This window comes from Burkholderia territorii (assembly GCF_902833055.1).
GTDB classification, from domain to species: domain Bacteria; phylum Pseudomonadota; class Gammaproteobacteria; order Burkholderiales; family Burkholderiaceae; genus Burkholderia; species Burkholderia territorii.
This window is the reverse complement of the sequence record NZ_CADFEJ010000017.1, coordinates 1-22,295: the sequence shown is the minus strand read 5'-3', so window position 1 is coordinate 22,295 and position 22,295 is coordinate 1. Positions and strand designations below refer to the sequence as shown.

Sequence of the window (22,295 nt, the reverse complement as noted above, 5' to 3'; positions counted from 1 at the left end):
ATCGCACGTATCAGACGTTGAACAGGAAGTTCATCACGTCGCCGTCCTGCACGACATATTCCTTGCCTTCGGCGCGCATCTTGCCGGCTTCCTTCGCGCCCTGTTCGCCCTTGTACGCGATGAAATCGTCGAATGCGATCGTCTGCGCGCGAATGAAGCCGCGCTCGAAGTCGGTATGGATGACGCCCGCTGCTTGCGGCGCCGTGTCGCCGATGTGGATCGTCCACGCACGCACTTCCTTCACGCCCGCGGTGAAGTAGGTCTGCAGGCCGAGCAGCTTGAAGCCCGCGCGGATCACGCGGTCGAGGCCCGGCTCTTCCATGCCCATGTCGGCGAGGAATGCTTCCTTGTCCGCATCGTCGAGATCGGCGATTTCCGCTTCGATCGCCGCGCACACCGCGACCACCGGCGAATTCTCGCTTTCCGCGTACTTGCGCACCGCTTCGAGGTGCGGGTTGTTCTCGAAGCCGTCGTCCTTCACGTTCGCGACATACATCGCCGGCTTCGCGGTAATCAGGCAGAACGGCTTGAGCAGCGCCTGCTCGTCGTCCGACAGATCGAGGCCGCGCACGGCCTTGCCCTGGTCGAGATGCGCGCGCACCTTTTCGAGCACCGCGGCCAGCTTCACCGCTTCCTTGTCGTTGCCCGACTTCGCGGCCTTCGAGTAGCGCGTGAGCGCCTTCTCGACGGTGCCGAGGTCGGCGAGCGCGAGCTCGGTGTTGATCACTTCGATGTCGTCGATCGGGCTGACCTTGCCGGCGACGTGGATGACATTGTCGTCCTCGAAGCAGCGCACGACGTGCGTGATCGCATCGGTTTCGCGGATGTTCGCGAGGAACTGATTGCCGAGGCCTTCACCCTTGCTCGCGCCCGCGACGAGGCCCGCGATGTCGACGAATTCGACGACGGCCGGCACGATGCGCTCGGGGTGGATGATCTCGGCGAGCGCCTTCAGGCGCGCGTCGGGCACTTCGACGATGCCGACGTTCGGCTCGATCGTGCAGAACGGGTAGTTCTCGGCGGCGATGCCGGCCTTGGTCAGCGCATTGAACAGAGTGGACTTGCCGACGTTGGGCAAGCCGACGATGCCGCATTTGAGACTCATGGAATCCTTCGGACGGGTAAGGCGGCGCGGCCGGCCATGGCACGGCAGCGCGGGAAAATAGGGACGGCCAGCGCTGGAGGCGCGCCAGACCGACGTTCAAAGGCGTTATTGTACCGTGCCGATGCCCCGGTTTCCGGCCTTCCCCCGAATGCCCGATGCGACGGGCCGCCGCGCTGCCGGCGCGGTCTGCGATTCTGCTGATTTCCCGCAAAGTCCGGCCGCGTAAGGGATTTGCCCCGCGGCTATAATGCCCGCCATGACTGCCCACCACACCTTCGACGTCGCCGTGGTCGGCGGCGGGCTCGTCGGCAAGACGGCCGCGCTCGCGCTGACCCAGTCCGGCTACAAGACCGCCTTGCTCGCCCAGCCGGCCACGCCGCGCCCCGCCGATCTCGCGTTCGACACGCGCATCTACGCGCTGTCGTCGAGCTCGCAGGCATTGCTGGAGCGGCTGCGAGTCTGGCAGGCGCTCGACCACGCGCGGCTCGCGCCGGTCTACGACATGCGCGTGTACGGCGATGCGCACGCGGAACTGCATTTTTCCGCGTACCAGGCGTCCGTGCCGCAACTGGCGTGGATCGCCGAATCGTCGCTGATCGAGACGTCGCTCGATGCCGCGCTGCGATTCCAGCCGAACCTCACGTGGTTCGATGCGCGCGCGCAGGGCTTCGACGTGCGCCACGACGCGGCCGTGCTCACGCTGTCGTCCGGCCAGGTGCTCGAAGCGGATCTCGTGGTCGGCGCGGACGGCGCGCATTCGTGGGTGCGCTCTCAAATGGGGGCCAGGGTCGAACGGCGCGATTACCGGCAGACGGGCGTCGTCGCGAACTTCAAGGCGTCGCTGCCGCACCGCGAGACGGCCTGCCAGTGGTTCCACGAAGGCGAGATCATCGCGTTGCTGCCGCTGCCGGACGGGAACGTGTCGCTCGTATGGTCCGCGCACACCGCACACGCAGACGAACTCCTCGCGCTCGATCCCGCGCAGCTCGCGGCCGAAGTCGAGCGCGTGTCGCACGGCCAGGTCGGCGCGCTCGAATGCGTGACACCGGCGGCCGGCTTCCCGCTCGCGCTGCAGACCGTCGACAAGCTGATCGCCCCGCGTGTCGCGCTCGTCGGCGATGCCGCGCACCTGATTCACCCGCTCGCGGGGCAGGGGATGAATCTCGGGCTGCGCGACGTCGCGGCGCTCGCCGATGCGATCGCGAACAAGGAGAGCTTCCGCAATCTCGGCGACACGGTGCTGCTGCGCCGTTACGAGCGTTCGCGCCGCGAGGACATCCGCGCGCTGATGGTCGCGACCGACGGGCTGCAGCGGCTGTTCGCGGTGCCTGGCTCGTTGGCGAAGGCAGTGCGCAACGCGGGCATGGCGTTCGTCGGCGCGCAACCGCTCGTGAAGCGCTGGCTCGTGTCGGCCGCGCTCGGCTGATCGAACCTTCGCGCCTTCGGCCTGTCGGACAGGGCTGCGTTACGGCGTACACTGTGACGTGCACTCCGATTGAGCTGAAGGAACTACAGGATGAAAAAAACGATCCGCATCGCATCGCTGGCGCTGGCCGTCGCGATGGCGACGCTCGGCTGCACCGCGCAGGCCGACCAGACCACCGACAAGCTGAAAGCCACGCTGCAAGCGCGCCTCGGCAACGACGCGCCGATCAAGAGCGTGTCGAAATCGCCGGTCGCGGGCCTCTACGAAGTGAACCTCGGCTCCCAGATCATCTATAGCGACGCCGCCGGCGACTACGTGCTGCTCGGCGATCTCGTCGACACCAAGACGCACAAGAACCTGACCGACGCGCGCCTGTCCGACCTCAACAAGATCGACTTCGCGAGCCTGCCGTTCGCGAACGCGATCAAGGTCGTCAAGGGCAACGGCGCACGCAAGATCGCGGTGTTCTCCGATCCGAACTGCCCGTACTGCAAGCGCCTCGAGACGACGCTGCAGTCGATCGACAACGTGACCGTCTACACGTTCCTGTATCCGGTGCTGTCGCCCGATTCGACCGCGAAGTCGAAGGCGATCTGGTGCGCGACCGACCGCGCGAAAAGCTGGGAGGGCTGGATGCTCGACCATCGCGCGCCGACCGGCGCCGGCACCTGCGACACGACCGCGCTCGACAAGAACCTCGCGCTCGGTCGCGGGATGAACGTCACGGGCACGCCGACGATCTTCCTGCCCGATGGTCGTCGCCTGCCGGGCGCGGTGTCGGCCGACCAGCTGAACCAGGCGCTCGCGTCGAGCAAATAACCGACCGGCACGCCGGGCCGCATGGCCCGGTCAGCGAGGGGCGCCCGCGACATCAGCCGGCGCCTCTCTTCGTTTCCGCTCGCCGCATTTCGTCCAAGTTTCGTCCGATTTTCTACCCATTTCCGCGATGACCCAGCCGATCCGTTATTCGATTGCCCCGAAAGATCTTGCCGCGCACCTGTTCGAAGTGTCGGTGACGGTCGCCGATCCCGATCCCGAAGGCCAGCACTTCTCGCTGCCGGTGTGGATTCCGGGCAGCTACCTCGTGCGCGAGTTCGCGCGCAACATCGTGACGCTCGCCGCGTTCAACGACGCCGGCCGCAAGGTGCGGGTCGCGAAAACCGACAAGAACACGTGGCGCGCCGCGCCGGTGAGCGGCGCGCTGACGCTGCGCTACGACGTGTACGCGTGGGACCTGTCGGTCCGCTCCGCGTATCTCGACGAATCGGGCGGCTTCTTCAATGCCACGGCCGTGTTCCTGAGCGTCGCCGGCCGCGAGGATGCGCCGTGCGAAGTCGACATCGCGAAGCCGGCGGGCGCGGCGTTCCGCACGTGGCGCGTCGGCACGTCGCTGCCCGAGGCGCGCGGCACGAGGCGCTACGGCTTCGGTGCATATCGGGCATCGAACTACGACGAACTCGCCGATCATCCGGTGACGATCGGCGAATTCGCGCTGGCGACGTTCGACGCGCACGGCGTGCCGCACGACATCGTGATCGCCGGGCGCGTGACGCAGCTCGACATGGAGCGCCTGCGCGTCGATCTGAAGCGCGTATGCGACGCGCAGATCGCGCTGTTCGAGCCGAAATCGAAGAAAGCGCCGATGGACCGCTACGTGTTCATGACGCTCGCCGTGAGCGACGGCTACGGCGGTCTCGAGCATCGTGCGTCGACCGCGCTGATCTGCAACCGCACCGACCTGCCGGTGAAGGGCCGGCCGGAAACGACGGAAGGCTATCGCACGTACCTCGGCCTGTGCAGCCACGAGTATTTCCATACGTGGAACGTGAAGCGCATCAAGCCGGCCGCGTTCGTGCCGTACGACCTCGCGCGCGAAAACTACACGTCGCTGTTGTGGCTGTTCGAGGGCTTCACGTCGTACTACGACGACCTGATGCTCGTGCGCTGCGGGCTGATGTCGCAGGACGAATATTTCGCGGCGCTCGGCCGCACCATCGGCGGCGTGCTGCGCGGCACCGGGCGGCTGAAGCAGAGCGTCGCGGAAAGCTCGTTCGACGCGTGGATCAAGTACTACCGTCAGGACGAGAACGCGACCAACGCGATCGTCAGCTACTACACGAAGGGTTCGCTCGTCGCGCTCGCGTTCGATCTCGCGATTCGGGCACAGACGCGCAACCGCAAGTCGCTCGACGACGTGATGCGCTTGCTGTGGCAACGCTACGGTCGCGAGTTCTATCGCGGCAAGCAGGCGGGCGTCGAGGAGGACGAGGTCGAGACGCTGATCGAGGAAGCGACGGGCGTCGCGCTCGGCCGGCTGTTCGCCGACGCCGTGCACGGCACGCGCGACCTGCCGCTCGCCGAGCTGCTCGCGCCGTTCGGCGTGACGCTCGCGCCTGAAGTCGCACCTGGCGCTGCCGCGAAGCCGACGATCGGCGCGCGCCTGCGCGGCGGTGCGGACTGCACGCTGGCGGCGGTGTACGAAGGCGGCGGCGCGCACCGTGCGGGGCTGTCGGCCGGCGACACGCTGATCGCGCTCGACGGGCTGCGCGTCACCGGCACGAATCTCGACACGCTGCTCGCGCGCTATCGCCCGGGCGACAAGGTCGAAGTGCACGCATTCCGCCGCGACGAGCTGCGGACCGCGAAACTGAAGCTCGACGGGCCGGAAGTCGCGCGCTACCGGCTCACGGCGGCCGCGAAGCCGGCTGCCGCGCACAAGGCCCGCGAAGCCTGGCTGAAGGGCTGAGCATGCACGGGCGGGTTTCGGGGCGCGATCGACGATCGTTCTGCTGTTGCAACAATCCGTCGCCCGGAACCCGCTTTTTCGCGATCATGCGGCCACGCACAATGGCGTCACTCGCGCTACCGAAGCGCAACCAAACCGGAGCCTGACATGACGACCATTCTGCAAATCAATTCCGCGGCGCGCTCGCAAGGTGCGCAATCCACGCTGCTGGCCAACGAGCTGACGGCAAAGCTGCAACAATCGAACCCGGGCGCGAAGGTCGTGGTTCGCGATCTGCTGGCCGACGCGCTGCCGCACCTCGACGAATCGGTGCTCGGCGCATTCTTCACGCCGGCCGACCAGCGCAGCGCGGAACAGAATGCGATCGTCGCGAAGAGCGATGCACTGATCGCCGAACTGCAGGCCGCCGACATCATCGTGATCGGCGCGCCGATGTACAACTTCGGTGTGTCGTCGCAACTGAAGACGTATTTCGACTGGATCGCGCGTGCAGGCGTCACGTTCCGCTACACCGAGAACGGCCCGGAAGGCCTGATCAAGGGCAAGAAGGTTCACGTGGTCACGGCGCGCGGCGGCAAGTACCTCGGCACGCCGAACGACAGCCAGACGCCGTTCCTGCGCACGTTCCTCGGCTTCATCGGTTTGACCGACGTGAGCTTCATCCATGCGGAAGGCCTGAACCTCGGGCCCGATGCGCAAAGCGCCGCGCTCGCCGGCGCCCGCGAAGCGATCGCTGCCGCGTAACGCCGATGCGGGTGAGTCGCACCCGCTGCGTCACCCGACGAAAAAACGCCGCGCCCCGAAAGAGGCGCGGCGTTTTTGCGTGGTGCAGCCCGACGTGAGCGCGAAACGCTGAACGGCGGTTACGCGAGCGTTTCGGCGACTTCCGGCAGGCGCCAGTCGATCGGCTCGCGGCCCGCTTCGACCAGATAGTCGTTCGCGAGCGCGAAGTGACGGCAACCGAGGAAGCCGCGGTGCGCGGACAGCGGCGACGGATGCGGCGCCTCGAGCACGCAGTGCGCGCTCGCATCGAATAGTGCGCGCTTGGCCTGCGCATGCGCGCCCCACAGCATGAACACGAGCCCGCGATGGCGGTTGGCGAGTTCGCGGATCAGCGTGTCCGTGCACTGCTCCCAGCCGCGCTTCGCGTGGCTCGCGGCCGCGCCGCGCTCGACCGTCAGCACGGTGTTCAGCAACAGCACGCCCTGGCGTGCCCAGCTATCGAGGCAGCCGTGACGCGGCGTGTCGTGGCCGAAGTTCGCGGCGATTTCCTTGAAGATGTTGCGCAGCGACGGCGGCGTGCGCACGGCCGGCGGCACTGAAAATGCGAGGCCATGCGCCTGCGGCGTGCCGCGATCGTCGCCATGGTACGGGTCCTGGCCGAGAATCACGACCTTCACGTCGTCCGGGCTCGTCAGGCGCAGCGCGCGGAACACGTCGGTCGGGTAGACCGTCTTGCCGGCCGCGCGCTCGTCGTCGACGAAGCGGCACAGCGGTGCGTATGCGTCGCTGTCGGTGAAGGGTTTCAGCACGTCGCGCCAGACGGCCGGCAGCGCGTCGAACTGCGCGGCAAGATGCGGGACCTGCGGGGGGGGCGCGACTGCCGGCTGCGGCGCGGAAGACGCCGGGGCGGTCGCCGCAGCTTTTCGTGCAGGCTTGCGCCCGGCCGCGGCGGGCGCGGGCGCGGGCGCCGGGGCGGAAACGTCGTCCTGCGCCGTTTCCGGCACGGGATCGTCGAACAGCGACGCCTGTTGCGGCGTGCGAAGAGTCTTGCGGGTTGCCATGCGTGATGCGGGTTTATTGCGCACGCAGCCGGTAGCCGCGCTGCGCCTTGCTGATGTTTTCGGGAGCGAGGCCCGGCAGCGCCTGCTGCAGTTCGGCGGCGAGTGTCGCGAGCGCCGCTTCCGGGCCGTCGATCAATTCGAGTTCGATTTCGCTGATCGGTTCGCGGCGCGTATCGTTTTCCGCCTGCACGACGATCTCGCCGACGTCCACCGCGGCCTCGACGGTCGCGCCGCCGATTGCGATGCGCCACAGCGTACGCGAAAAATCCGTCCGGAACAGCGCATGCAGCGCGGGCGCCGCGTCGCGCAGCGCGGTGGCGGCTTCCGGCACGTCGCATGCGGTGACGAGCGCATCGATTTCGAGCGCATCGCCGGCGACGGGCAGCTCCCATTCATGGCGCCGATGCAGGCCGGCGTCCGCGCTGCCGACCGTCTTGAAGGTCTGCAGCCAGCCGTGCGGCGTGCGGCGCACGCGCACCGCGCTCTTCGAACGGGCCAGCGCGAGATCGGGCGTGTCGTAGTAGACGTTCGCGAGCGCGATGACGTCGCCGGCTTCGCCGGTCAGCGTCTCGAAAAAGCGTCGCGCCGCATCGGCCTGGCCGGCCGGCAGCGCGAGCTTGATTTCCTTTTCGATCGCCATCAGAAGAACATCCGCGCGAGTTCCTCGCCCGGCTGGTCGGCGCGCATGAACGCCTCGCCGACGAGGAACGCGTTCACGTTCGCCGCGCGCATCGTGTCGACGTCGGCACGCGACAGGATGCCCGACTCGGTCACGACCATGCGGTCCGCCGGAATCATGTCGAGCATGCCGAGCGTGGTCTGGATCGTCGTCTCGAACGTGCGCAGGTTGCGGTTGTTGATGCCGAGCAGCGGCGTCTTCAGCGTCAGCGCCTGCTCCATCTCGTTGCGGTCGTGAACTTCGACCAGCACCGCGAGGCCGAGCGAGTGCGCATAGGCCTCGAGTTCCTGCATCAGCGGCGTGTCGAGCGCGGCCGCGATCAGCAGGATCGCATCGGCGCCCATCGCGCGCGCTTCGAGGATCTGGTACGCGTCGACGATGAAGTCCTTGCGCAGCACCGGCAGCGTGCAGGCCGCGCGCGCTTCCTCGAGATAGCGGACGCTGCCCTGGAAGAATTGCTCGTCGGTCAGCACCGACAGGCAGGCCGCGCCGTGGGCCGCATACGAGCGCGCGATGTCGGCCGGTACGAAATGCTCGCGCAGCACGCCCTTCGACGGGCTTGCCTTCTTCACTTCGGCGATCACCGCCGCATTGCCGGCCGCCTGCTTCGCGCGCAGCGCGCCGACGAAGTCGCGCAGGTCGCGCGCGGACGCTTCCAGTTTCAGTGCCTCGAGCGGCGTGCTGCGCATGGCCGCCGCGACTTCTTCGCGCTTGACGGCGATGATTCGATCGAGAATGTCGCTCATGTGGATTCCTGCTTGATTCGAAAGGGGAGTCAGCGCTTGAACTGCTGCGTGAAGCGCACGAGTTCGTCGACCTTCGCGCGCGCCTTGCCGCTGGCGATCGCTTCGCGGGCGAGCTGGATGCCGTCCGCGATCGATTCGGCGATATTGGCCGCATAGAGCGCGGTGCCCGCGTTCAGCGTGACGATCTCGCGGGCGACGCCCGGCTGGTTGTCCAGCGCGCCGAGCAGCATCGTGCGCGATTCCTCGGCATTTTCCACCTTCAGCGTGCGGTTCGACACCATCTGCAGGCCGAAGTCCTCCGGATGGATCTCGTATTCGTGCACCTTGCCGTCGCGCAATTCGCCGACGAGCGTCGCGGCGCCGAGCGAGACTTCGTCCATTCCGTCCTTGCCGTACACGACCAGCACGTGCTGCGCGCCGAGGCGCTGCATCACGCGCACCTGGATGCCGACGAGGTCAGGGTGGAACACGCCCATCAGCTGGTTCGGCGCGCCGGCCGGATTGGTCAGCGGGCCGAGAATGTTGAAGATCGTCCGCACGCCGAGCTCGCGGCGCACGGCCGCGATGTTCTTCATCGCCGGATGATGGTTCGGCGCGAACATGAAGCCCATGCCGGTTTCGGCGATCGACGCGGCAACCTGGTCGGGCTGCAGGTCGATGTTCACGCCGAGCGCTTCGAGCACGTCCGCGCTGCCCGACTTGCTCGACACGCCGCGGTTGCCGTGCTTCGCGACCTTCGCACCGGCTGCCGCCGTGACGAACATCGACGCGGTCGAGATGTTGAACGTGTGCGAGCCGTCGCCGCCCGTGCCGACGATGTCGACGAAATTCGAGTTGTCCTGCACGTCGACGTGGTTCGCGAATTCGCGCATCACGGTCGCGGCGGCGGCGATCTCGCCGATCGTCTCCTTCTTCACGCGCAGCCCGGTGATGATCGCGGCCGCCATCACCGGCGACATGTCGCCGCGCATGATGAGCCGCATCAGGTGCAGCATTTCGTCGTGGAAGATCTCGCGGTGCTCGATCGTGCGTTGCAGCGCTTCCTGCGGGGTAATCGTCATCGTGCGTCTCCCGTCAGGCCGGCTGCGCGGCCGCGCGGGCCGTTGCACGATTCTGCTTCAGGAAATTCTCGAGCAGCGCGTGGCCGTGCTCGGAGAGGATCGATTCCGGGTGGAACTGCACGCCCTCGATCGGCAGCGTCTTGTGACGCACGCCCATGATTTCGCCGTCGTCGGTCCACGCGGACACCTCCAGGCAGTCGGGCAGCGATTCGCGTTCGATCGCGAGCGAATGGTAGCGGGTGACGTCGAAATGCTTCGGCAGGTCGGCGAACACGCCGCGGCAGTCGGTTTCGATCCGGCTCACCTTGCCGTGCATGATGGTCTTCGCGCGCACGACGCGGCCGCCGAACGCTTCGCCGATCGCCTGATGGCCGAGGCACACGCCGAGGATCGGCTTCTTGCCCGCGAATTCGCGCAGCACGTCGAGCGTGATGCCCGCGTGCTGCGGGTTGCTCGGGCCGGGCGACAGGCAGATCGTGTCGGGGTTCAGGCGCGCGATCTCGTCGAGCGTGATTTCATCGTTGCGGTACGTGCGCACGTCCTCGCCCAGTTCGCCGAAGTACTGGACCAGGTTGTAGGTGAACGAGTCGTAGTTGTCGATCATGAGCAGCATGGTCAGTCTCCGGTCAGAAGTCGCTATCGAGGCCGTCCTGGACCTGTTCGGCCGCACGCAGCACCGCGCGCGCCTTGTTCTCGGTCTCTTGCCATTCGGATTCGGGCACCGAGTCCGCGACGACGCCGGCCGCCGCCTGCACGTACAGGTTGCCGTTGTGGATCAGGCCGGTGCGGATCGCGATCGCGAGATCCATCTCGCCCGAGAACGACAGGTAGCCCACCGCACCGCCGTACAGTCCGCGCTTGATCGGCTCGAGCTCGTCGATCAGCTCCATCGCGCGCACCTTCGGCGCGCCGGACAGCGTGCCGGCCGGGAACGTCGCGCGCAGCACGTCGTAGTTCGTCATGCCGGGCTTCAGCTTGCCTTCGACCGAGCTGACGATGTGCTGCACGTGCGAGTACTTCTCGATCACCATCTTGTCGGTCACCTGCACCGAGCCGATCTCCGCGATGCGGCCGACGTCGTTGCGCGCGAGGTCGATCAGCATCACGTGCTCGGCGATTTCCTTCGGATCGTTCAGCAGTTCGGTCGCGAGTTCCGCGTCGCGCTCGGGCGTGTTGCCGCGCGGACGCGTGCCGGCCAGCGGACGAATCGTGACGATCTGGTCTTCGCCGCGCTTTTCCTGGCGCACCAGGATTTCCGGCGACGCGCCGACCACATGGAAATCGCCGAAGTTGTAGTAATACATGTACGGCGACGGGTTCAGCGAACGCAGCGCGCGATACAGCGACAGCGGATTGTCGCGGTAAGGCTTCGTCAGCCGCTGGCCGACCTGGATCTGCATCAGCTCGCCGGCCGCGATGTATTCCTTCGCCTGGCGCACGGCGGCCAGATAGTCTTCCTTCTTGAATTCGCGGAACGTTTCGGTGCGCACGCTCGCCGACGTCACGGGCGGCTGCACGGTCGTGCGCAGGCGCTGCTTCAGTTCGCGCAGGCGCTGCTTTGCCTTCGTATAGGCTTCGGGCTGGGCCGGGTCAGCGTAGATGATCAGGTAGAGCTTGCCGGCGAGGTTGTCGATCACCGCGACTTCCTCGGTGAGCAGCAACTGGATGTCCGGCAGGCCGAGATCGTCGCGCGGCGCGGTGTTCGCGAGCTTCTTCTCGATGTAGCGCACCGCGTCGTAGCCGAAATAGCCGGCGAGGCCGCCGCAGAAGCGCGGCAGGCCCGGACGCTGCGCGACCTTGAAGCGCGCCTGGAACGACTCGATGAATTCGAACGGGTCGCCGTCGTGCGTCTCGACGACCTGGCCGTCGCGCACCACTTCGGACACGCCGTTGCGGGTGCGCACCAGCGTGCGAGCGGGCAGGCCAATGAACGAGTAGCGGCCGAAGCGTTCGCCGCCGACCACCGACTCTAGCAGGAACGAGTTGGCGCCCGCGCGTTCAGGCTGGGCCAGCTTCAGATAGAGGGACAGCGGCGTTTCGAGGTCGGCGAGCGCTTCCGCGATCAGCGGGATGCGGTTGTAGCCTTCGTTCGCCAGCGATTGGAATTCGAGTTCGGTCATGTTCCGGTCCTGTTCGGGACGAGCGGCGGAGTGCGCCAGGGATCACTTGACGCTGCGCGGGCTGCCGTCGGCGAAAGGGCGGTCGATCGAGAAGTGCCTGTTGCCGGCCGGCACTCCGGGCGTGAACGTCGCGAGCCTGCGGCCGGCCCTGAACGCAAGCATTCGGACGCGGTAGAACTCGAGGTGGTGCGACGATCGGCGCGCGGATGCGCAGCGAGATAAAAAACGGCGCTGAAGACGTGCCTCAGCGTACCTCATCGAAGAGGTTAGCGCGACCAGCGACGCCAGGGCCAGGCTCCCCGGTCGATGCTGCTCAGACTCCGTTTTTTATTCAGAAACATGCGGATGGAAGAAATAATCAGATGGTTGGCCGGCCGGCGTTGTGCGCGGTAATCGCGCGGGCCGCGACCAGCAACGAATCGACTATACCATCCGAATTTATCGTTTGTATAGCTTTGCCGTGGTTGTAGCCGTACGGCACCGTCAGCGTCGCCATTCCCGCCGCGCGGCCGGCCAGCGCGTCGTTTTCCGAGTCGCCGATCGCGACCGCCGCGCCCGGCGCGACGCCCAGCGCGTCGCATGCGGTCAGCATCGGCAGCGGATCGGGCTTCTTGCGCGCGACGCTGTCGCCCCCGAGCACGATGCCGAAGCGATCGATCAGCCCGTATTGCTCGAGCAGCTCGACCGCGAAGCGGTGCGGCTTGTTCGTCACGCACGCGAGCCGGACGCCGGCCGCGCGCAGTGCGTCGAGGCCGGTTGCGACGTCCGGATAGAGGCGTGTGTGGCGCCCGTTGATCTTGGCGTATTCGGTCTGGTAGATCGCGAGCGCGTCGTCGAAGCGCGCGTGCGCCTCATCGGCCGTGAAGCGCGGCTTCAGCACGCTCTGGATCAGGTGTTCGGAACCCTTGCCGACGTAGCCGATCACCTCGTCGCGCGACGTGGCCGGTGCGCCCAGCCGCGCGAGCATTCCGTTCAGCCCGGCCGTGAAATCGTCGGCCGTGTCGACCATCGTGCCGTCGAGGTCGATCAGTGCCGCGTCGATGCGCGGCATCCCGAAACGGATCGGGCCGTCGGCTCCGGCCGATACCGGTCCAGCCAGCGAGGATTCGGCCACGGCGTCAGCTCCGCTCGACGGTGGCGAGTGCTGCGCGCATCTCGTCGATCACCTTGCGGTAGTCGGGCTTGCCGAAGATCGCCGAACCCGCGACGAAGGTGTCCGCACCGGCCGCCGCGATTTCCGCGATGTTGTCGGCCTTCACGCCGCCGTCCACCTCGAGCAGGATTTCGCGGCCGGTGCGTTCCGTGTATGCGTCGATGCGGGCGCGCGCTTCGCGCAGCTTGTTCAGCGTTTCCGGAATGAACGACTGGCCGCCGAAACCCGGGTTCACCGACATCAGCAGCACGAAGTCGAGGCGATCCATCACGTGATCGAGATAGTTCAGCGGCGTCGCCGGGTTGAACACGAGGCCGGCCTTGCAGCCGTGATCGCGGATCAGCGACAGCGTACGGTCGATGTGATCCGAGCCTTCCGTGTGGAAGCTGATCAGGTTCGCGCCGGCCTTCGCGAAATCGGGCACGATCCGGTCGACCGGACGCACCATCAGATGCACGTCGATCGGCACCTGCACGTGCGGGCGGATCGCCTCGCAGACGAGCGGGCCGATCGTGAGGTTCGGCACATAATGGTTGTCCATCACGTCGAAGTGAATCCAGTCGGCGCCGGCGGCGACCACGTTGCGGACTTCTTCGCCGAGCCGTGCAAAGTCGGCCGACAGGATGCTGGGAGCGATGCGGAATTGAGTCATGACAGGGGAGCGGGGACGCTGCGGCGCAAAACCGCCATTCTACCGTCCGGCAGCCCGGTTCGCGGCGACGGGCCGTGCGGTTGCGGCCCGATTCCGAATAGAATGCCGAACCAGTGCGGCGCGCCCGCGGCCCGGCCGCTTCAGTCGGCGCGGGCGGTTACCTACAGTGGAAACACCATGAGTCAGTATCAGTTCACCGTTTCGGTGAAAACCAGCTACTTGCCGGAACAATCCGACCCCGATCGGCGTCAATACGCATTCGCGTACACGCTGACCATCCGCAACACCGGGCAGGTCGCGGCGCAGCTGATCGCGCGTCACTGGATCATCACGGACAGCGAAAATCACGTGCAGGAAGTGAAGGGGCTCGGCGTCGTCGGGCACCAGCCGCTGCTGCAGCCGGGCGAACAGTTCGAATACACGAGCTGGGCCGTGATCGCGACACCGGTCGGCACGATGCGCGGCGCGTACTTCTGCGTGGCGGAGGACGGCGAGCGGTTCGACGCGCCGGTCGACGAGTTCGCGCTGCACATGCCTCGCACGCTGCATTGAGCGTGCGCTGTCGGTCAGCGTGGCTGTCGGTCGTTGCCGCGCGCGTGCTTCTTCCGGCCGGACGACGTCCACACGACGATGAAGACAAGCAGGGCAAGCGCTACGAAAGCCTCGAGCGCGAAGATGAGCATCGGATATTGGTCGAGAAAATCTGACATGGCGGTTTCCATCAAGAACGGACATTGTATGTGGTTTGGGCCCCGGGCGGCCGGCTGGGTTGCGGCCGCCGCGACGGCCGTGCTGCTTGCCGCGTGCGGCGGCGCGCCGACGCGGACGTCGGCACTCAAGCCGCCGACCGGCGCGGCGATCGTGCCGGGACAGGTGGCCGCGAAGCGGCTCACGCCGGTCGCGTGGCAGCAGGTGCCGGGGTGGCAGGACGATTCGCTGATCGGTGCGACGGCCGCGCTGCGGCAGAACTGCGTGCGGCTCGCGCGCCAGCCGGCGTGGCAGCGTGCCTGCGCTGCCGCCGACCGCCTCGACGAGCTCGACGTCAGCAGCGCGCGCGCGTTCTTCGAAACGTATTTCACGCCGTTTCAGCTGGCGAACACCGACGGCACGCTCGACGGGCTCGTGACCGGTTATTACGAGCCGTTGCTGCACGGCTCGCGCGTGCGTCGCGGTCCTTACCAGTACGCGCTGTACCGCTGGCCGGCCGGCTATCGCGCCGGTGCGGCGCTGCCCCCGCGTGCGCAGCTCGAGCGGGCCGGCATCCTGAACGGCAACGAACTCGTGTGGGTCGACGATCCGATCGAGGCATTCTTTCTGCAGGTGCAGGGTTCGGGGCGCGTGCTGCTTGACGACGGTTCGGTGATGCGGGTCGGCTTCGGCGGCACCAACAACCAGCCGTATCGCTCGATCGGCAAGTGGCTGCTCGATCGCGGCGAGCTGACGCCCGCGCAGGCGACGATGCAGGGCATCAAGGCTTGGGCGAAGGCGAACCCGACTCGCGTCGATGCGTTGCTCGACACGAATCCGCGATTCGTGTTTTTCCGCGACATGCCGACGAAGGAAGACGCGCCGCACGGCGGCGCGGACGGCCCGATCGGCGCACTCGGAGTGCCGCTCACGGCGGAGCGCTCGATCGCGGTCGATCCGTCGTCGATTCCGCTCGGCACGCCCGTGTTCCTGCAGACGACGCGGCCGCTGACCAATACGCCGATGAACCGGCTCGTGTTCGCACAGGACACGGGTTCCGCGATCAAGGGCGGCGTGCGGGCCGACTATTTCTGGGGGCTGGGCGACGAAGCGGGCGACCTGGCCGGACGGATGAAGCAGATCGGCCGGATGTGGCTGCTGTTCCCGAATTCGTGACGTGCAGTGGCGCCGGTGTTCAAGTTTGACCGGCGCTCAAATGAAGCAGCCCGACCGGTGTCGTTGGCCGGTCGGGCTGTTTTTTTGTGCGGCCGATGTTGTTGCTCGCGGCGGTCGGGCAGTGGCGGGTATCAGCCCTTGCGCTTGTCGATCACGCGGCGCGCCTTGCCGACCGAGCGTTCGATTCCGTTCACGGGCAACACGTTGATGACGGCCGTCACGCCGATCAATGACTTGATGTCGTGCGCGAGCGCCTGCCTGGCTGCATGGATCGCCGCCGTGTCGGGCGCCGTTTCCGGACACGGCTCGACGTTGAGCGTCAGCACGTCGAGCGGGCCTTCCTTCGTCAGCACGATCTGATAGTGCGGTGCGAGTGCGCGCTGTTTCAGCAGCTGCTCCTCGATCTGCGTCGGGAAGACGTTGACGCCACGCACGATCATCATGTCGTCCGAACGCCCGGTGATCTTTTCCATCCGGCGCATCGTGCGGGCGGTGCCGGGCAGCAGACGCGTGAGGTCGCGCGTCCGGTAGCGGATGATCGGCAGCGCTTCCTTCGTCAACGACGTGAACACCAGTTCGCCGAGTTCGCCGTCAGGCAACACTTCGCCGGTGTCGGGATCGATGATCTCCGGATAGAAGTAATCTTCCCAGATGGTCGGGCCGTCCTTGGTCTCGACGCATTCCGATGCAACGCCGGGCCCCATCACTTCGGACAACCCATAGATGTCGACCGCATCGATGCCCATCCGCTGCTCGATGGCCGTGCGCATGTCGTTGGTCCACGGCTCCGCGCCGAAGATGCCGATGCGCAGCGAACTTTGTGCGGGATCGAGGCCCTGGCGCTCGATCTCGTCGGCGATCGACAGCATGTAACTCGGCGTCACCATGATGATGTCGGGCCGGAAATCCTGGATCAGCTGCACCTGCTTTTCGGTCTGCCCACCGCCGAACGGAATCACGGTCAGCCCCGCGCGTTCGGCGCCGTAGTGTGCGCCGAGCCCGCCGGTAAACAGCCCGTATCCATAACTGACGTGAACCTTGTCGCCGCGCCGCGCACCGGCCGCGCGGATCGAGCGCGCGACGAGATTGGCCCACGTGTCGATGTCGCGTGCCGTATAGCCGACGACGGTCGGCTTGCCGGTCGTGCCCGACGACGCATGAATGCGCGAGATCTGGTCCTGCGGCACCGCGAACATTCCGAACGGGTAACTGTCGCGCAGGTCGGTCTTGGTCGTGAACGGGAAGCGTGAAAGATCCGCGAGCGTCTTCAGGTCGTCGGGATGTACGCCCGCTTCGTCGAATTTGCGGCGATAGACGGGTGAATGGTCGTACGCGTGCCGGAGCGACCACTTCAGGCGTTCGAGCTGCAGTGCGGTCAGCTCGTCGCGCGAGGCGGTCTCGATCGGCTCGAGCGGTAGCGGGGTAGTCATGCCTGTCTCCTGTGATTGTTATGAGCGAGCCGTGACGTCAATGTTCTTCGGGCAGCACCGTGCCCTTGATCTGGGCCGATTTGCCCCGAAACATCGCGACCGTTTCGCCTGTCTGGTTCGTGACGCGGATGTCGTAGATCCCGTGTCGGCCGCTGCGCGTCTGCTCGATCGCTTCGGCCGTCAGCAAGTCGTTGCCGTGTACGGGACGCAGGTATTCGATCGAGCAGCCGGCCGCAACGGTATTCAGGTTGTACGAGTTACACGCGAACGCGAACGTCGAATCGGCGAGCGTGAAGATGATGCCGCCGTGGCAAGTCTGATGTCCGTTCAGGAATTCCGGCCGGACGCGCATTTGCAGGCGCGCATAGCCGGCCCGCACTTCCGCGATTTCCATGCCGAACGCGCGGCTGCAGGCATCCGCGTCGTACATGGCCCGTGCAGTCGCACGGGCGAGCGCATCGGGGTCGAGCATGTCGTTGGACGTGGTCATGTCAACGCCCCTCGAAGCGCGGGGCGCGCTTCTCGATGAACGCCTTCACGCCTTCCGCATAGTCGTGTGACTGGCCGAGCTTGCGCTGCAGGTCGCGCTCGAGGTCGAGCTGTTGATCGAGCGTATTCGTGACGCTGTCGCGCATCGACTGCTTGATCGACGCGATCGCGAGCGTCGGTTGCTGCGCGAGCTGGCTGGCGAGCTCACGGGCGGACGCGGCGAGCTTGTCGTCGTCGACCGCGCGCCAGATCAAGCCCCATTGTTCGGCCTGTTCGGCGCCGAGCTTGTCGCCGGTCAGCGCGAGCCCCAGCGCGCGTGCCATGCCGATGCGTTGCGGCAGGAACCACGTTCCGCCCGAATCGGGCACGAGCCCGATCTTGACGAAGGCCTGGATGAAGCTGCTCGAGCGTGCAGCGAAGACGAGGTCGCAGGCGAGTGCGAGATTCGCGCCGGCGCCGGCCGCCGTGCCGTTGACGGCGGCGATCACCGGAATCGGCATGCGTTGCAGGCGACGGATCAGCGGATTGAAATGCTCGTCGATCAGCGTGCCGAGGTCGGTGGACGCGCCGGGCGTGAAGTCGAGGTCGGCGAGGTCCTGGCCTGCGCAAAAGCCGCGCCCCGCACCGGTCAGGATCAGCGCACGTGCGCCGGCCGTCTCGACTTCATCGAGGGCAGACTGCAGTTCGCGATGCATCGCCCGCGTGAAGCTGTTCAGCTTGTCCGGACGGTTGAGGGTGATCGTGGCCACGCGGGCAGTCTGATCGATATCCAGCTGGATCGCCTCATATGACATGCAGTGTCTCCTTCATGACTTCGTTATAGGCGCGCGGCGCGTCGGTTACACGCGCTCGATGGCGATCGCGATGCCCTGGCCGACGCCGATGCACATCGTACAGAGCGCAAAGCGGCCGCCCGTACGCTCGAGTTGGTGAAGCGCCGTGGTCACGAGGCGCGCGCCCGATGCGCCGAGCGGGTGACCGAGCGCGATCGCACCGCCGTTCGGGTTCACGCGCGGATCGTCGTCGGCGATACCGAGCATGCGCAACACCGCGAGACCCTGCGACGCGAACGCTTCGTTCAGCTCGATTACGTCGAACTGGTCGATCGTCATGCCGAGCTGGCGCAGCAGTTTTTGCGTGGCCGGCGCCGGGCCCATTCCCATCACGCGCGGTTCGACGCCGGCGGTCGCCATGCCGACGACGCGTGCGCGGCGGCGCAGCCCGTATTGGTCGGCCGCTTCCGCATTGGCGAGCAGCAGCGCGCATGCGCCATCGTTGACGCCCGACGCGTTGCCGGCCGTCACCGATCCGTCCGGGCGCACGACGCCCTTCAGCTTCGCGAGCGCTTCGAGCGACGTTTCGCGCGGATGCTCGTCACGCGATACGACGAGCGCGTCGCCCTTCTTCTGCGGAATCGTGACCGGGACGATTTCCTCGGCGAGCGTGCCGTCCTGCTGCGCGCGCGCAGCCTTCTGCTGGCTGCGCAGCGCGAACAGATCTTGGTCGGCACGGCTGATGTTGTAGTCGTCCGCGACGTTCTCGGCCGTCTCGGGCATCGAATCGACGCCGTATTGCTGTTTCATCAGCGGATTGACGAAGCGCCAGCCGATCGTCGTGTCGAAAATGGCGGCCTGGCGCGCGAATGCGCTGGTGGCCTTGCCCATCACGAACGGCGCGCGCGTCATGCTTTCGACGCCGCCCGCGATCATCAAGCGTGCTTCGCCCGCCTTGATCGCGCGTGCGGCGGTGCCGACGGCGTCCATGCCGGAACCGCACAGCCGGTTCAGCGTCGTGCCCGGCACGACTGTCGGCAGGCCCGCGAGCAATGCGGACATGCGCGCGACGTTGCGGTTGTCTTCGCCCGCCTGGTTCGCGCAGCCGTAGATCACGTCGTCGATCGCCGACCAGTCGACGTTGCGGTTGCGTTCGATCAGCGCCTTGAGCGGCACCGCGCCGAGATCGTCGGCACGAACGTCTTTCAGGGCGCCGCCGTAGCGGCCGATGGGTGTGCGAATCGCGTCGCAGATGTAGGCGTCGTTCATGGAAGTGTCGATGTGCAACGAACCCGCCGGTTGGCGGATTCGTTCATGGTAAAGAATGCGACGGCGTTTGCACGTCGGCCATTCGGGTTATGCCGTCTGGCCGGCTTCCACGGGTACGGCCTTCGGCGCAACATGAACGCGGCTTTGCACCACGCGGAACCGGCTGGCGACGAACGCCGGATCGGCGAGCGCCGCATTGGCGGCCGGGTTCGCGCCGGTGCCGTGGAAGTCGGAGAATGCCGCCGACTGGTTGACGAACACGCCGCCCGTCAGGTTGATCGACAGCGCGACGCCGCCTCGCACCGCCGCATCGTGTGCGGCGTCGAGAACCTTGTCGTCGGTGCTGTAGACGGAGAGCGTCAGCGCGCCATGTTCCGCGGCGATTTCGCCGGCGAGATCGAGCGACTGCGCGGTCGAGTCGGTCGCGATCACGAACGAGATCGGGCCGAACCACTCCTGCGTGAATTTCGCGCGATCGGCCACGTCGAGCTGCAGCACGAGCGGCGTGCGCACTCGGGCATTGGCGAACGTCGGATGCTGGAGCGTCTGGCTGTCGGCGAGCGCACGACCGAGCTTGCGGGCGTCGTCGATCCGCGCGGCCACGCCGTCGTTCTGGATTGCGCCGATCAGTTCGACCGAGCGAGCCGGGTCGCCGGTCAGTTTCTGCACGGAGACGGCGATCGCCTGGGCGACTTCGTCGAAGCTTGCATGGCCGTCCGCCGTCCGGATGCCGTCGCGCGGCACGTAGATGTTCTGCGGTGCCGTGCACATCTGGCCGGAGTACAGCGCCAGCGAGAACGCGATGTTCTTGGCCGCGGCCTTCAGGTCGTCGGTCGAATCGATCACGATCTGGTTGACGCCGGCCTTTTCGGTATACACCTGTGCCTGATGCGCATTGCGTTCGAGCCACGTGCCGTTTTGCGTGCTGCCGGTGAAGTCGATCAGCTTGATTTCAGGGCGCAGCGCGAGGTCCTGCACGAGGGCGCCGTCGTTCGGTTCGGTCGCGAGGAGCGTAACGACGTTCGGATCGAAGCCGGCTTCGCGCAGCACGTCGCGCGCAATGCGGACCGTGATCGCGAGCGGCAGGATCGCGCCCGGATGAGGTTTGACGATCACCGTGTTGCCGGTCGCGAGGTCGGCGAACAGGCCGGGATAGCCGTTCCAGGTCGGGAATGTGCAGCAGCCGAGCACGAGGCCGGTGCCGCGCGGAACGATCGTATAGCGCTTGTGCATCGCGAGCGGCGGGTTCTTGCCTTGCGGCTTCTCCCAGTGTGCGTCGGCGGGGACGCGACGCAATTCGGCCCACGCGTAGGCGACCGCTTCGAGCGCTCGATCCTGCGCGTGCGGGCCCCCGGCCTGGAACGCCATCATGAACGCCTGGCCCGTCGTGTGCATCACGCTGTAGGCGATCTCGAAGCTCGCGCGATTCAGCCGTGCGAGGATTTCGAGACTGACGCCAATCCAGGCGCTCGGGCCGGCTTCACGCCATGCACGCTGGGCAGCGGCGGCTGCGGCAATCAGTTCGTCGGGCGTCGATTTCGGATAGCGGACGCCCAGCGCGATCCCGTACGGCGACTGCTCCGCACCGACGGTTCCGCCGGAGGCCGGCTGGTCGAGCGCGAACGTGTTGCCGAGGTGTGCGTTGAACGCCGCTTCGCCATCTGCGTTCGCGCTTTCCCCGTACACTTTGGGGCTCGGCATTTCCGCGAACGGGCTCCAGTACCCGCGGCTCTCGATGGCGGCGAGGGCGTGTTTCAGCGTGTCTTCGTGCTTCGTGAACAGTGCATGGGTCATGACGGCAGCCTGATGGACATAGGGAAGGGTTGGATCGATTAATTAACCGACCGGTTGGTCGGAGAATGGTAGCATCAAACTATTCGCATGTGCGAGGCGTTTCTCATTTCATTGATCGAGGAGAAATAGATGTCTTACGAGAACATCCTGGTGGAGACCCGGGGGCGAGTCGGGCTGATCACGCTGAACCGTCCGAAGGCGCTGAATGCGTTGAACGATGCGCTGATGGATGAGTTGGGCGCTTCGCTGAAAGCGTTCGACGCGGACGACGGAATCGGCGCGATCGTCGTGACGGGAAGCGAGAAGGCGTTCGCGGCCGGGGCCGACATCGGCATGATGGCGACCTATTCCTATATGGATGTCTATCGCGGCGACTACATCACGCGCAACTGGGAGACCGTCCGCGAGATTCGCAAGCCGATCATTGCTGCCGTGGCTGGCTTTGCGCTTGGCGGTGGCTGCGAGCTCGCGATGATGTGCGACATCATCTTCGCGGCGGATACGGCCAAGTTCGGCCAGCCCGAGATCAAGCTGGGCGTGATGCCGGGCGCGGGCGGCACGCAGCGCCTGCCGCGTGCTGTGTCCAAGGCGAAGGCGATGGACATGTGCCTGACGGCGCGCTTCATGGACGCAGCCGAGGCGGAGCGGGCGGGGCTCGTGTCGCGCGTGCTGCCGGCCGACAAACTGCTTGACGAAGCGATTGCCGCTGCGACGACGATCGCCGAGTTTTCGCTGCCGGCGATCATGATGGTCAAGGAGTCGGTGAATCGCGCCTACGAGACGACGCTGGCCGAGGGTGTGCATTTCGAGCGTCGACTGTTCCATTCGCTGTTCGCGACCGAAGATCAGAAGGAAGGGATGGCGGCATTCGTCGAAAAGCGCAAGCCGGTGTTCAAGAACCGCTGATTTGGGCGGCGACTGGCTAGTCGGTAGATCGTCCGGTGCGCCGAGCCCGAAGCCCCCGTGCGCGGCAGCGCACGGGGGCTTTTCAAAATATTTTCACAAGGGGCTTGCGGAGACGGGGGCGGGTGCATAGAATCACGCCTCTTTCGCGCTAACGGCAACGCGGCGCGGGGAAATAAGGGAAGCGGTGCGGTTGGGCTGGCTGTAGAGCCGCCGGCGCACACGAAGTTGAACCCCGGTCGTCGCAACGAAGCAGTTCAAAAAGTTGTTGACGAACCGAGAAACGCGGTTCATAATCTCGC

General features: G+C 66.4%; 22 protein-coding genes. 7 read left to right on the top strand and 15 right to left on the bottom strand.

The features are described from left to right. Positions 1-10 precede the first annotated feature (10 nt). Positions 11-1,105 carry a redox-regulated ATPase YchF gene (ychF, locus tag HW466_RS24015; protein WP_059504714.1) on the bottom strand — a complete coding sequence of 365 codons (1,095 nt, stop codon included), beginning with the start codon at positions 1,103-1,105 and terminating at the stop codon, positions 11-13. A 247-nt stretch (positions 1,106-1,352) separates the two neighbouring features. On the opposite strand from ychF, the gene HW466_RS24010 reads away from it, so the two are divergent. The 4 genes from HW466_RS24010 (at position 1,353) to HW466_RS23995 (ending at position 6,021) form a co-directional block, all read left to right on the top strand. Further along, positions 1,353-2,531 carry a UbiH/UbiF family hydroxylase gene (locus HW466_RS24010; protein ID WP_060348842.1) on the top strand — a complete coding sequence of 393 codons (1,179 nt, stop codon included), beginning with the start codon at positions 1,353-1,355 and terminating at the stop codon, positions 2,529-2,531. Between the two features lie 90 nt (positions 2,532-2,621). Then, positions 2,622-3,350: a DsbC family protein gene (locus HW466_RS24005; RefSeq protein WP_059449747.1), complete on the top strand. Its 729-nt coding sequence runs from the start codon at positions 2,622-2,624 to the stop codon at positions 3,348-3,350. Positions 3,351-3,477: 127 nt separating this feature from the next. Further along, positions 3,478-5,277 carry a M61 family metallopeptidase gene (locus tag HW466_RS24000; RefSeq protein WP_174905645.1) on the top strand — a complete coding sequence of 600 codons (1,800 nt, stop codon included), beginning with the start codon at positions 3,478-3,480 and terminating at the stop codon, positions 5,275-5,277. Positions 5,278-5,424: 147 nt separating this feature from the next. After that, complete coding sequence (locus HW466_RS23995; RefSeq protein WP_059449745.1) at positions 5,425-6,021, top strand: FMN-dependent NADH-azoreductase; 597 nt, start codon at positions 5,425-5,427, stop codon at positions 6,019-6,021. Between the two features lie 119 nt (positions 6,022-6,140). On the opposite strand, the gene HW466_RS23990 is transcribed toward HW466_RS23995, so the two are convergent. From HW466_RS23990 to rpe, 8 genes are all read right to left on the bottom strand, one after another. Next, complete coding sequence (locus HW466_RS23990) at positions 6,141-7,061, bottom strand: uracil-DNA glycosylase (protein ID WP_174905644.1); 921 nt, start codon at positions 7,059-7,061, stop codon at positions 6,141-6,143. A gap of 13 nt (positions 7,062-7,074) precedes the next feature. Continuing rightward, entirely contained in the window at positions 7,075-7,701 is a 627-nt protein-coding gene (locus HW466_RS23985; RefSeq protein WP_059449743.1) for a CYTH domain-containing protein, read from the bottom strand. Continuing rightward, positions 7,701-8,486, bottom strand: a complete 786-nt coding sequence (gene trpC, locus HW466_RS23980) for an indole-3-glycerol phosphate synthase TrpC (protein ID WP_059449742.1) — start codon at positions 8,484-8,486, stop codon at positions 7,701-7,703. Before trpC ends, HW466_RS23985 begins: the two co-directional genes overlap by 1 nt. Positions 8,487-8,515: 29 nt before the next feature. Continuing rightward, positions 8,516-9,547 carry an anthranilate phosphoribosyltransferase gene (gene trpD / locus HW466_RS23975; RefSeq protein WP_059545097.1) on the bottom strand — a complete coding sequence of 344 codons (1,032 nt, stop codon included), beginning with the start codon at positions 9,545-9,547 and terminating at the stop codon, positions 8,516-8,518. Positions 9,548-9,560: 13 nt separating this feature from the next. Then, positions 9,561-10,160 carry an aminodeoxychorismate/anthranilate synthase component II gene (locus HW466_RS23970; RefSeq protein ID WP_059504726.1) on the bottom strand — a complete coding sequence of 200 codons (600 nt, stop codon included), beginning with the start codon at positions 10,158-10,160 and terminating at the stop codon, positions 9,561-9,563. A gap of 13 nt (positions 10,161-10,173) precedes the next feature. Next, positions 10,174-11,667: an anthranilate synthase component I gene (gene trpE / locus HW466_RS23965; RefSeq protein WP_059449739.1), complete on the bottom strand. Its 1,494-nt coding sequence runs from the start codon at positions 11,665-11,667 to the stop codon at positions 10,174-10,176. A gap of 358 nt (positions 11,668-12,025) precedes the next feature. Next, positions 12,026-12,781: a phosphoglycolate phosphatase gene (locus HW466_RS23960; RefSeq protein ID WP_151005758.1), complete on the bottom strand. Its 756-nt coding sequence runs from the start codon at positions 12,779-12,781 to the stop codon at positions 12,026-12,028. 4 nt (positions 12,782-12,785) lie between these two features. Then, complete coding sequence (gene rpe / locus HW466_RS23955) at positions 12,786-13,472, bottom strand: ribulose-phosphate 3-epimerase (RefSeq protein ID WP_151005756.1); 687 nt, start codon at positions 13,470-13,472, stop codon at positions 12,786-12,788. 177 nt (positions 13,473-13,649) lie between these two features. Here rpe and apaG point away from each other — a divergent pair, with 177 nt between their 5' ends. Continuing rightward, the gene (gene apaG / locus HW466_RS23950; protein WP_057924835.1) at positions 13,650-14,024 is read left to right on the top strand and encodes a Co2+/Mg2+ efflux protein ApaG; all 375 of its coding nucleotides are present in this window, start codon (positions 13,650-13,652) and stop codon (positions 14,022-14,024) included. A gap of 14 nt (positions 14,025-14,038) precedes the next feature. Here the strand turns inward: apaG and HW466_RS31940 are convergent, their stop codons facing one another. After that, positions 14,039-14,182, bottom strand: a complete 144-nt coding sequence (locus HW466_RS31940) for a hypothetical protein (protein ID WP_230938212.1) — start codon at positions 14,180-14,182, stop codon at positions 14,039-14,041. Between the two features lie 28 nt (positions 14,183-14,210). On the opposite strand from HW466_RS31940, the gene mltA reads away from it, so the two are divergent. After that, on the top strand, positions 14,211-15,335 hold the full coding sequence (gene mltA, locus HW466_RS23945) for a murein transglycosylase A (protein ID WP_230939795.1): 1,125 nt from the start codon (positions 14,211-14,213) through the stop codon (positions 15,333-15,335). A gap of 131 nt (positions 15,336-15,466) precedes the next feature. Here the strand turns inward: mltA and paaK are convergent, their stop codons facing one another. The 5 genes from paaK to paaN all read right to left on the bottom strand — a co-directional run bounded on the left by paaK (position 15,467) and on the right by paaN (position 21,090). Beyond that, positions 15,467-16,765, bottom strand: coding sequence for a phenylacetate--CoA ligase PaaK (gene paaK, locus HW466_RS23940; protein WP_151005523.1), 1,299 nt, complete (start codon positions 16,763-16,765; stop codon positions 15,467-15,469). 37 nt (positions 16,766-16,802) lie between these two features. After that, on the bottom strand, positions 16,803-17,255 hold the full coding sequence (paaI, locus tag HW466_RS23935; RefSeq protein WP_059545100.1) for a hydroxyphenylacetyl-CoA thioesterase PaaI: 453 nt from the start codon (positions 17,253-17,255) through the stop codon (positions 16,803-16,805). 1 nt (position 17,256) lies between these two features. Continuing rightward, positions 17,257-18,048, bottom strand: coding sequence for a 2-(1,2-epoxy-1,2-dihydrophenyl)acetyl-CoA isomerase PaaG (gene paaG / locus HW466_RS23930; RefSeq protein WP_059771565.1), 792 nt, complete (start codon positions 18,046-18,048; stop codon positions 17,257-17,259). 45 nt (positions 18,049-18,093) lie between these two features. Further along, positions 18,094-19,296, bottom strand: coding sequence for a 3-oxoadipyl-CoA thiolase (gene pcaF, locus HW466_RS23925; protein WP_151005521.1), 1,203 nt, complete (start codon positions 19,294-19,296; stop codon positions 18,094-18,096). Between the two features lie 87 nt (positions 19,297-19,383). Next, positions 19,384-21,090, bottom strand: a complete 1,707-nt coding sequence (gene paaN / locus HW466_RS23920) for a phenylacetic acid degradation protein PaaN (protein WP_151005519.1) — start codon at positions 21,088-21,090, stop codon at positions 19,384-19,386. Between the two features lie 129 nt (positions 21,091-21,219). Between paaN and HW466_RS23915 the strand changes: the two genes are divergently transcribed. Then, positions 21,220-21,996, top strand: coding sequence for an enoyl-CoA hydratase (locus HW466_RS23915; protein ID WP_151005517.1), 777 nt, complete (start codon positions 21,220-21,222; stop codon positions 21,994-21,996). The last annotated feature ends 299 nt before the right edge of the window (positions 21,997-22,295 follow it).

Bases quoted from the DNA above. Each gene is read 5' to 3' on its own strand.
- ychF (WP_059504714.1), bottom strand. From the start codon at position 1,105: ATGAGTCTCAAATGCGGCATCGTCGGCTTGCCCAACGTCGGCAAGTCC.
- HW466_RS24010 (WP_060348842.1), top strand. From the start codon at position 1,353: ATGCCCGCCATGACTGCCCACCACACCTTCGACGTCGCCGTGGTCGGC.
- HW466_RS24005 (WP_059449747.1), top strand. From the start codon at position 2,622: ATGAAAAAAACGATCCGCATCGCATCGCTGGCGCTGGCCGTCGCGATG.
- HW466_RS24000 (WP_174905645.1), top strand. From the start codon at position 3,478: ATGACCCAGCCGATCCGTTATTCGATTGCCCCGAAAGATCTTGCCGCG.
- HW466_RS23995 (WP_059449745.1), top strand. From the start codon at position 5,425: ATGACGACCATTCTGCAAATCAATTCCGCGGCGCGCTCGCAAGGTGCG.
- HW466_RS23990 (WP_174905644.1), bottom strand. From the start codon at position 7,061: ATGGCAACCCGCAAGACTCTTCGCACGCCGCAACAGGCGTCGCTGTTC.
- HW466_RS23985 (WP_059449743.1), bottom strand. From the start codon at position 7,701: ATGGCGATCGAAAAGGAAATCAAGCTCGCGCTGCCGGCCGGCCAGGCC.
- trpC (WP_059449742.1), bottom strand. From the start codon at position 8,486: ATGAGCGACATTCTCGATCGAATCATCGCCGTCAAGCGCGAAGAAGTC.
- trpD (WP_059545097.1), bottom strand. From the start codon at position 9,547: ATGACGATTACCCCGCAGGAAGCGCTGCAACGCACGATCGAGCACCGC.
- HW466_RS23970 (WP_059504726.1), bottom strand. From the start codon at position 10,160: ATGCTGCTCATGATCGACAACTACGACTCGTTCACCTACAACCTGGTC.
- trpE (WP_059449739.1), bottom strand. From the start codon at position 11,667: ATGACCGAACTCGAATTCCAATCGCTGGCGAACGAAGGCTACAACCGC.
- rpe (WP_151005756.1), bottom strand. From the start codon at position 13,472: ATGACTCAATTCCGCATCGCTCCCAGCATCCTGTCGGCCGACTTTGCA.
- apaG (WP_057924835.1), top strand. From the start codon at position 13,650: ATGAGTCAGTATCAGTTCACCGTTTCGGTGAAAACCAGCTACTTGCCG.
- HW466_RS31940 (WP_230938212.1), bottom strand. From the start codon at position 14,182: ATGTCAGATTTTCTCGACCAATATCCGATGCTCATCTTCGCGCTCGAG.
- mltA (WP_230939795.1), top strand. From the start codon at position 14,211: ATGTGGTTTGGGCCCCGGGCGGCCGGCTGGGTTGCGGCCGCCGCGACG.
- paaK (WP_151005523.1), bottom strand. From the start codon at position 16,765: ATGACTACCCCGCTACCGCTCGAGCCGATCGAGACCGCCTCGCGCGAC.
- paaI (WP_059545100.1), bottom strand. From the start codon at position 17,255: ATGACCACGTCCAACGACATGCTCGACCCCGATGCGCTCGCCCGTGCG.
- paaG (WP_059771565.1), bottom strand. From the start codon at position 18,048: ATGTCATATGAGGCGATCCAGCTGGATATCGATCAGACTGCCCGCGTG.
- pcaF (WP_151005521.1), bottom strand. From the start codon at position 19,296: ATGAACGACGCCTACATCTGCGACGCGATTCGCACACCCATCGGCCGC.
- paaN (WP_151005519.1), bottom strand. From the start codon at position 21,090: ATGACCCATGCACTGTTCACGAAGCACGAAGACACGCTGAAACACGCC.
- HW466_RS23915 (WP_151005517.1), top strand. From the start codon at position 21,220: ATGTCTTACGAGAACATCCTGGTGGAGACCCGGGGGCGAGTCGGGCTG.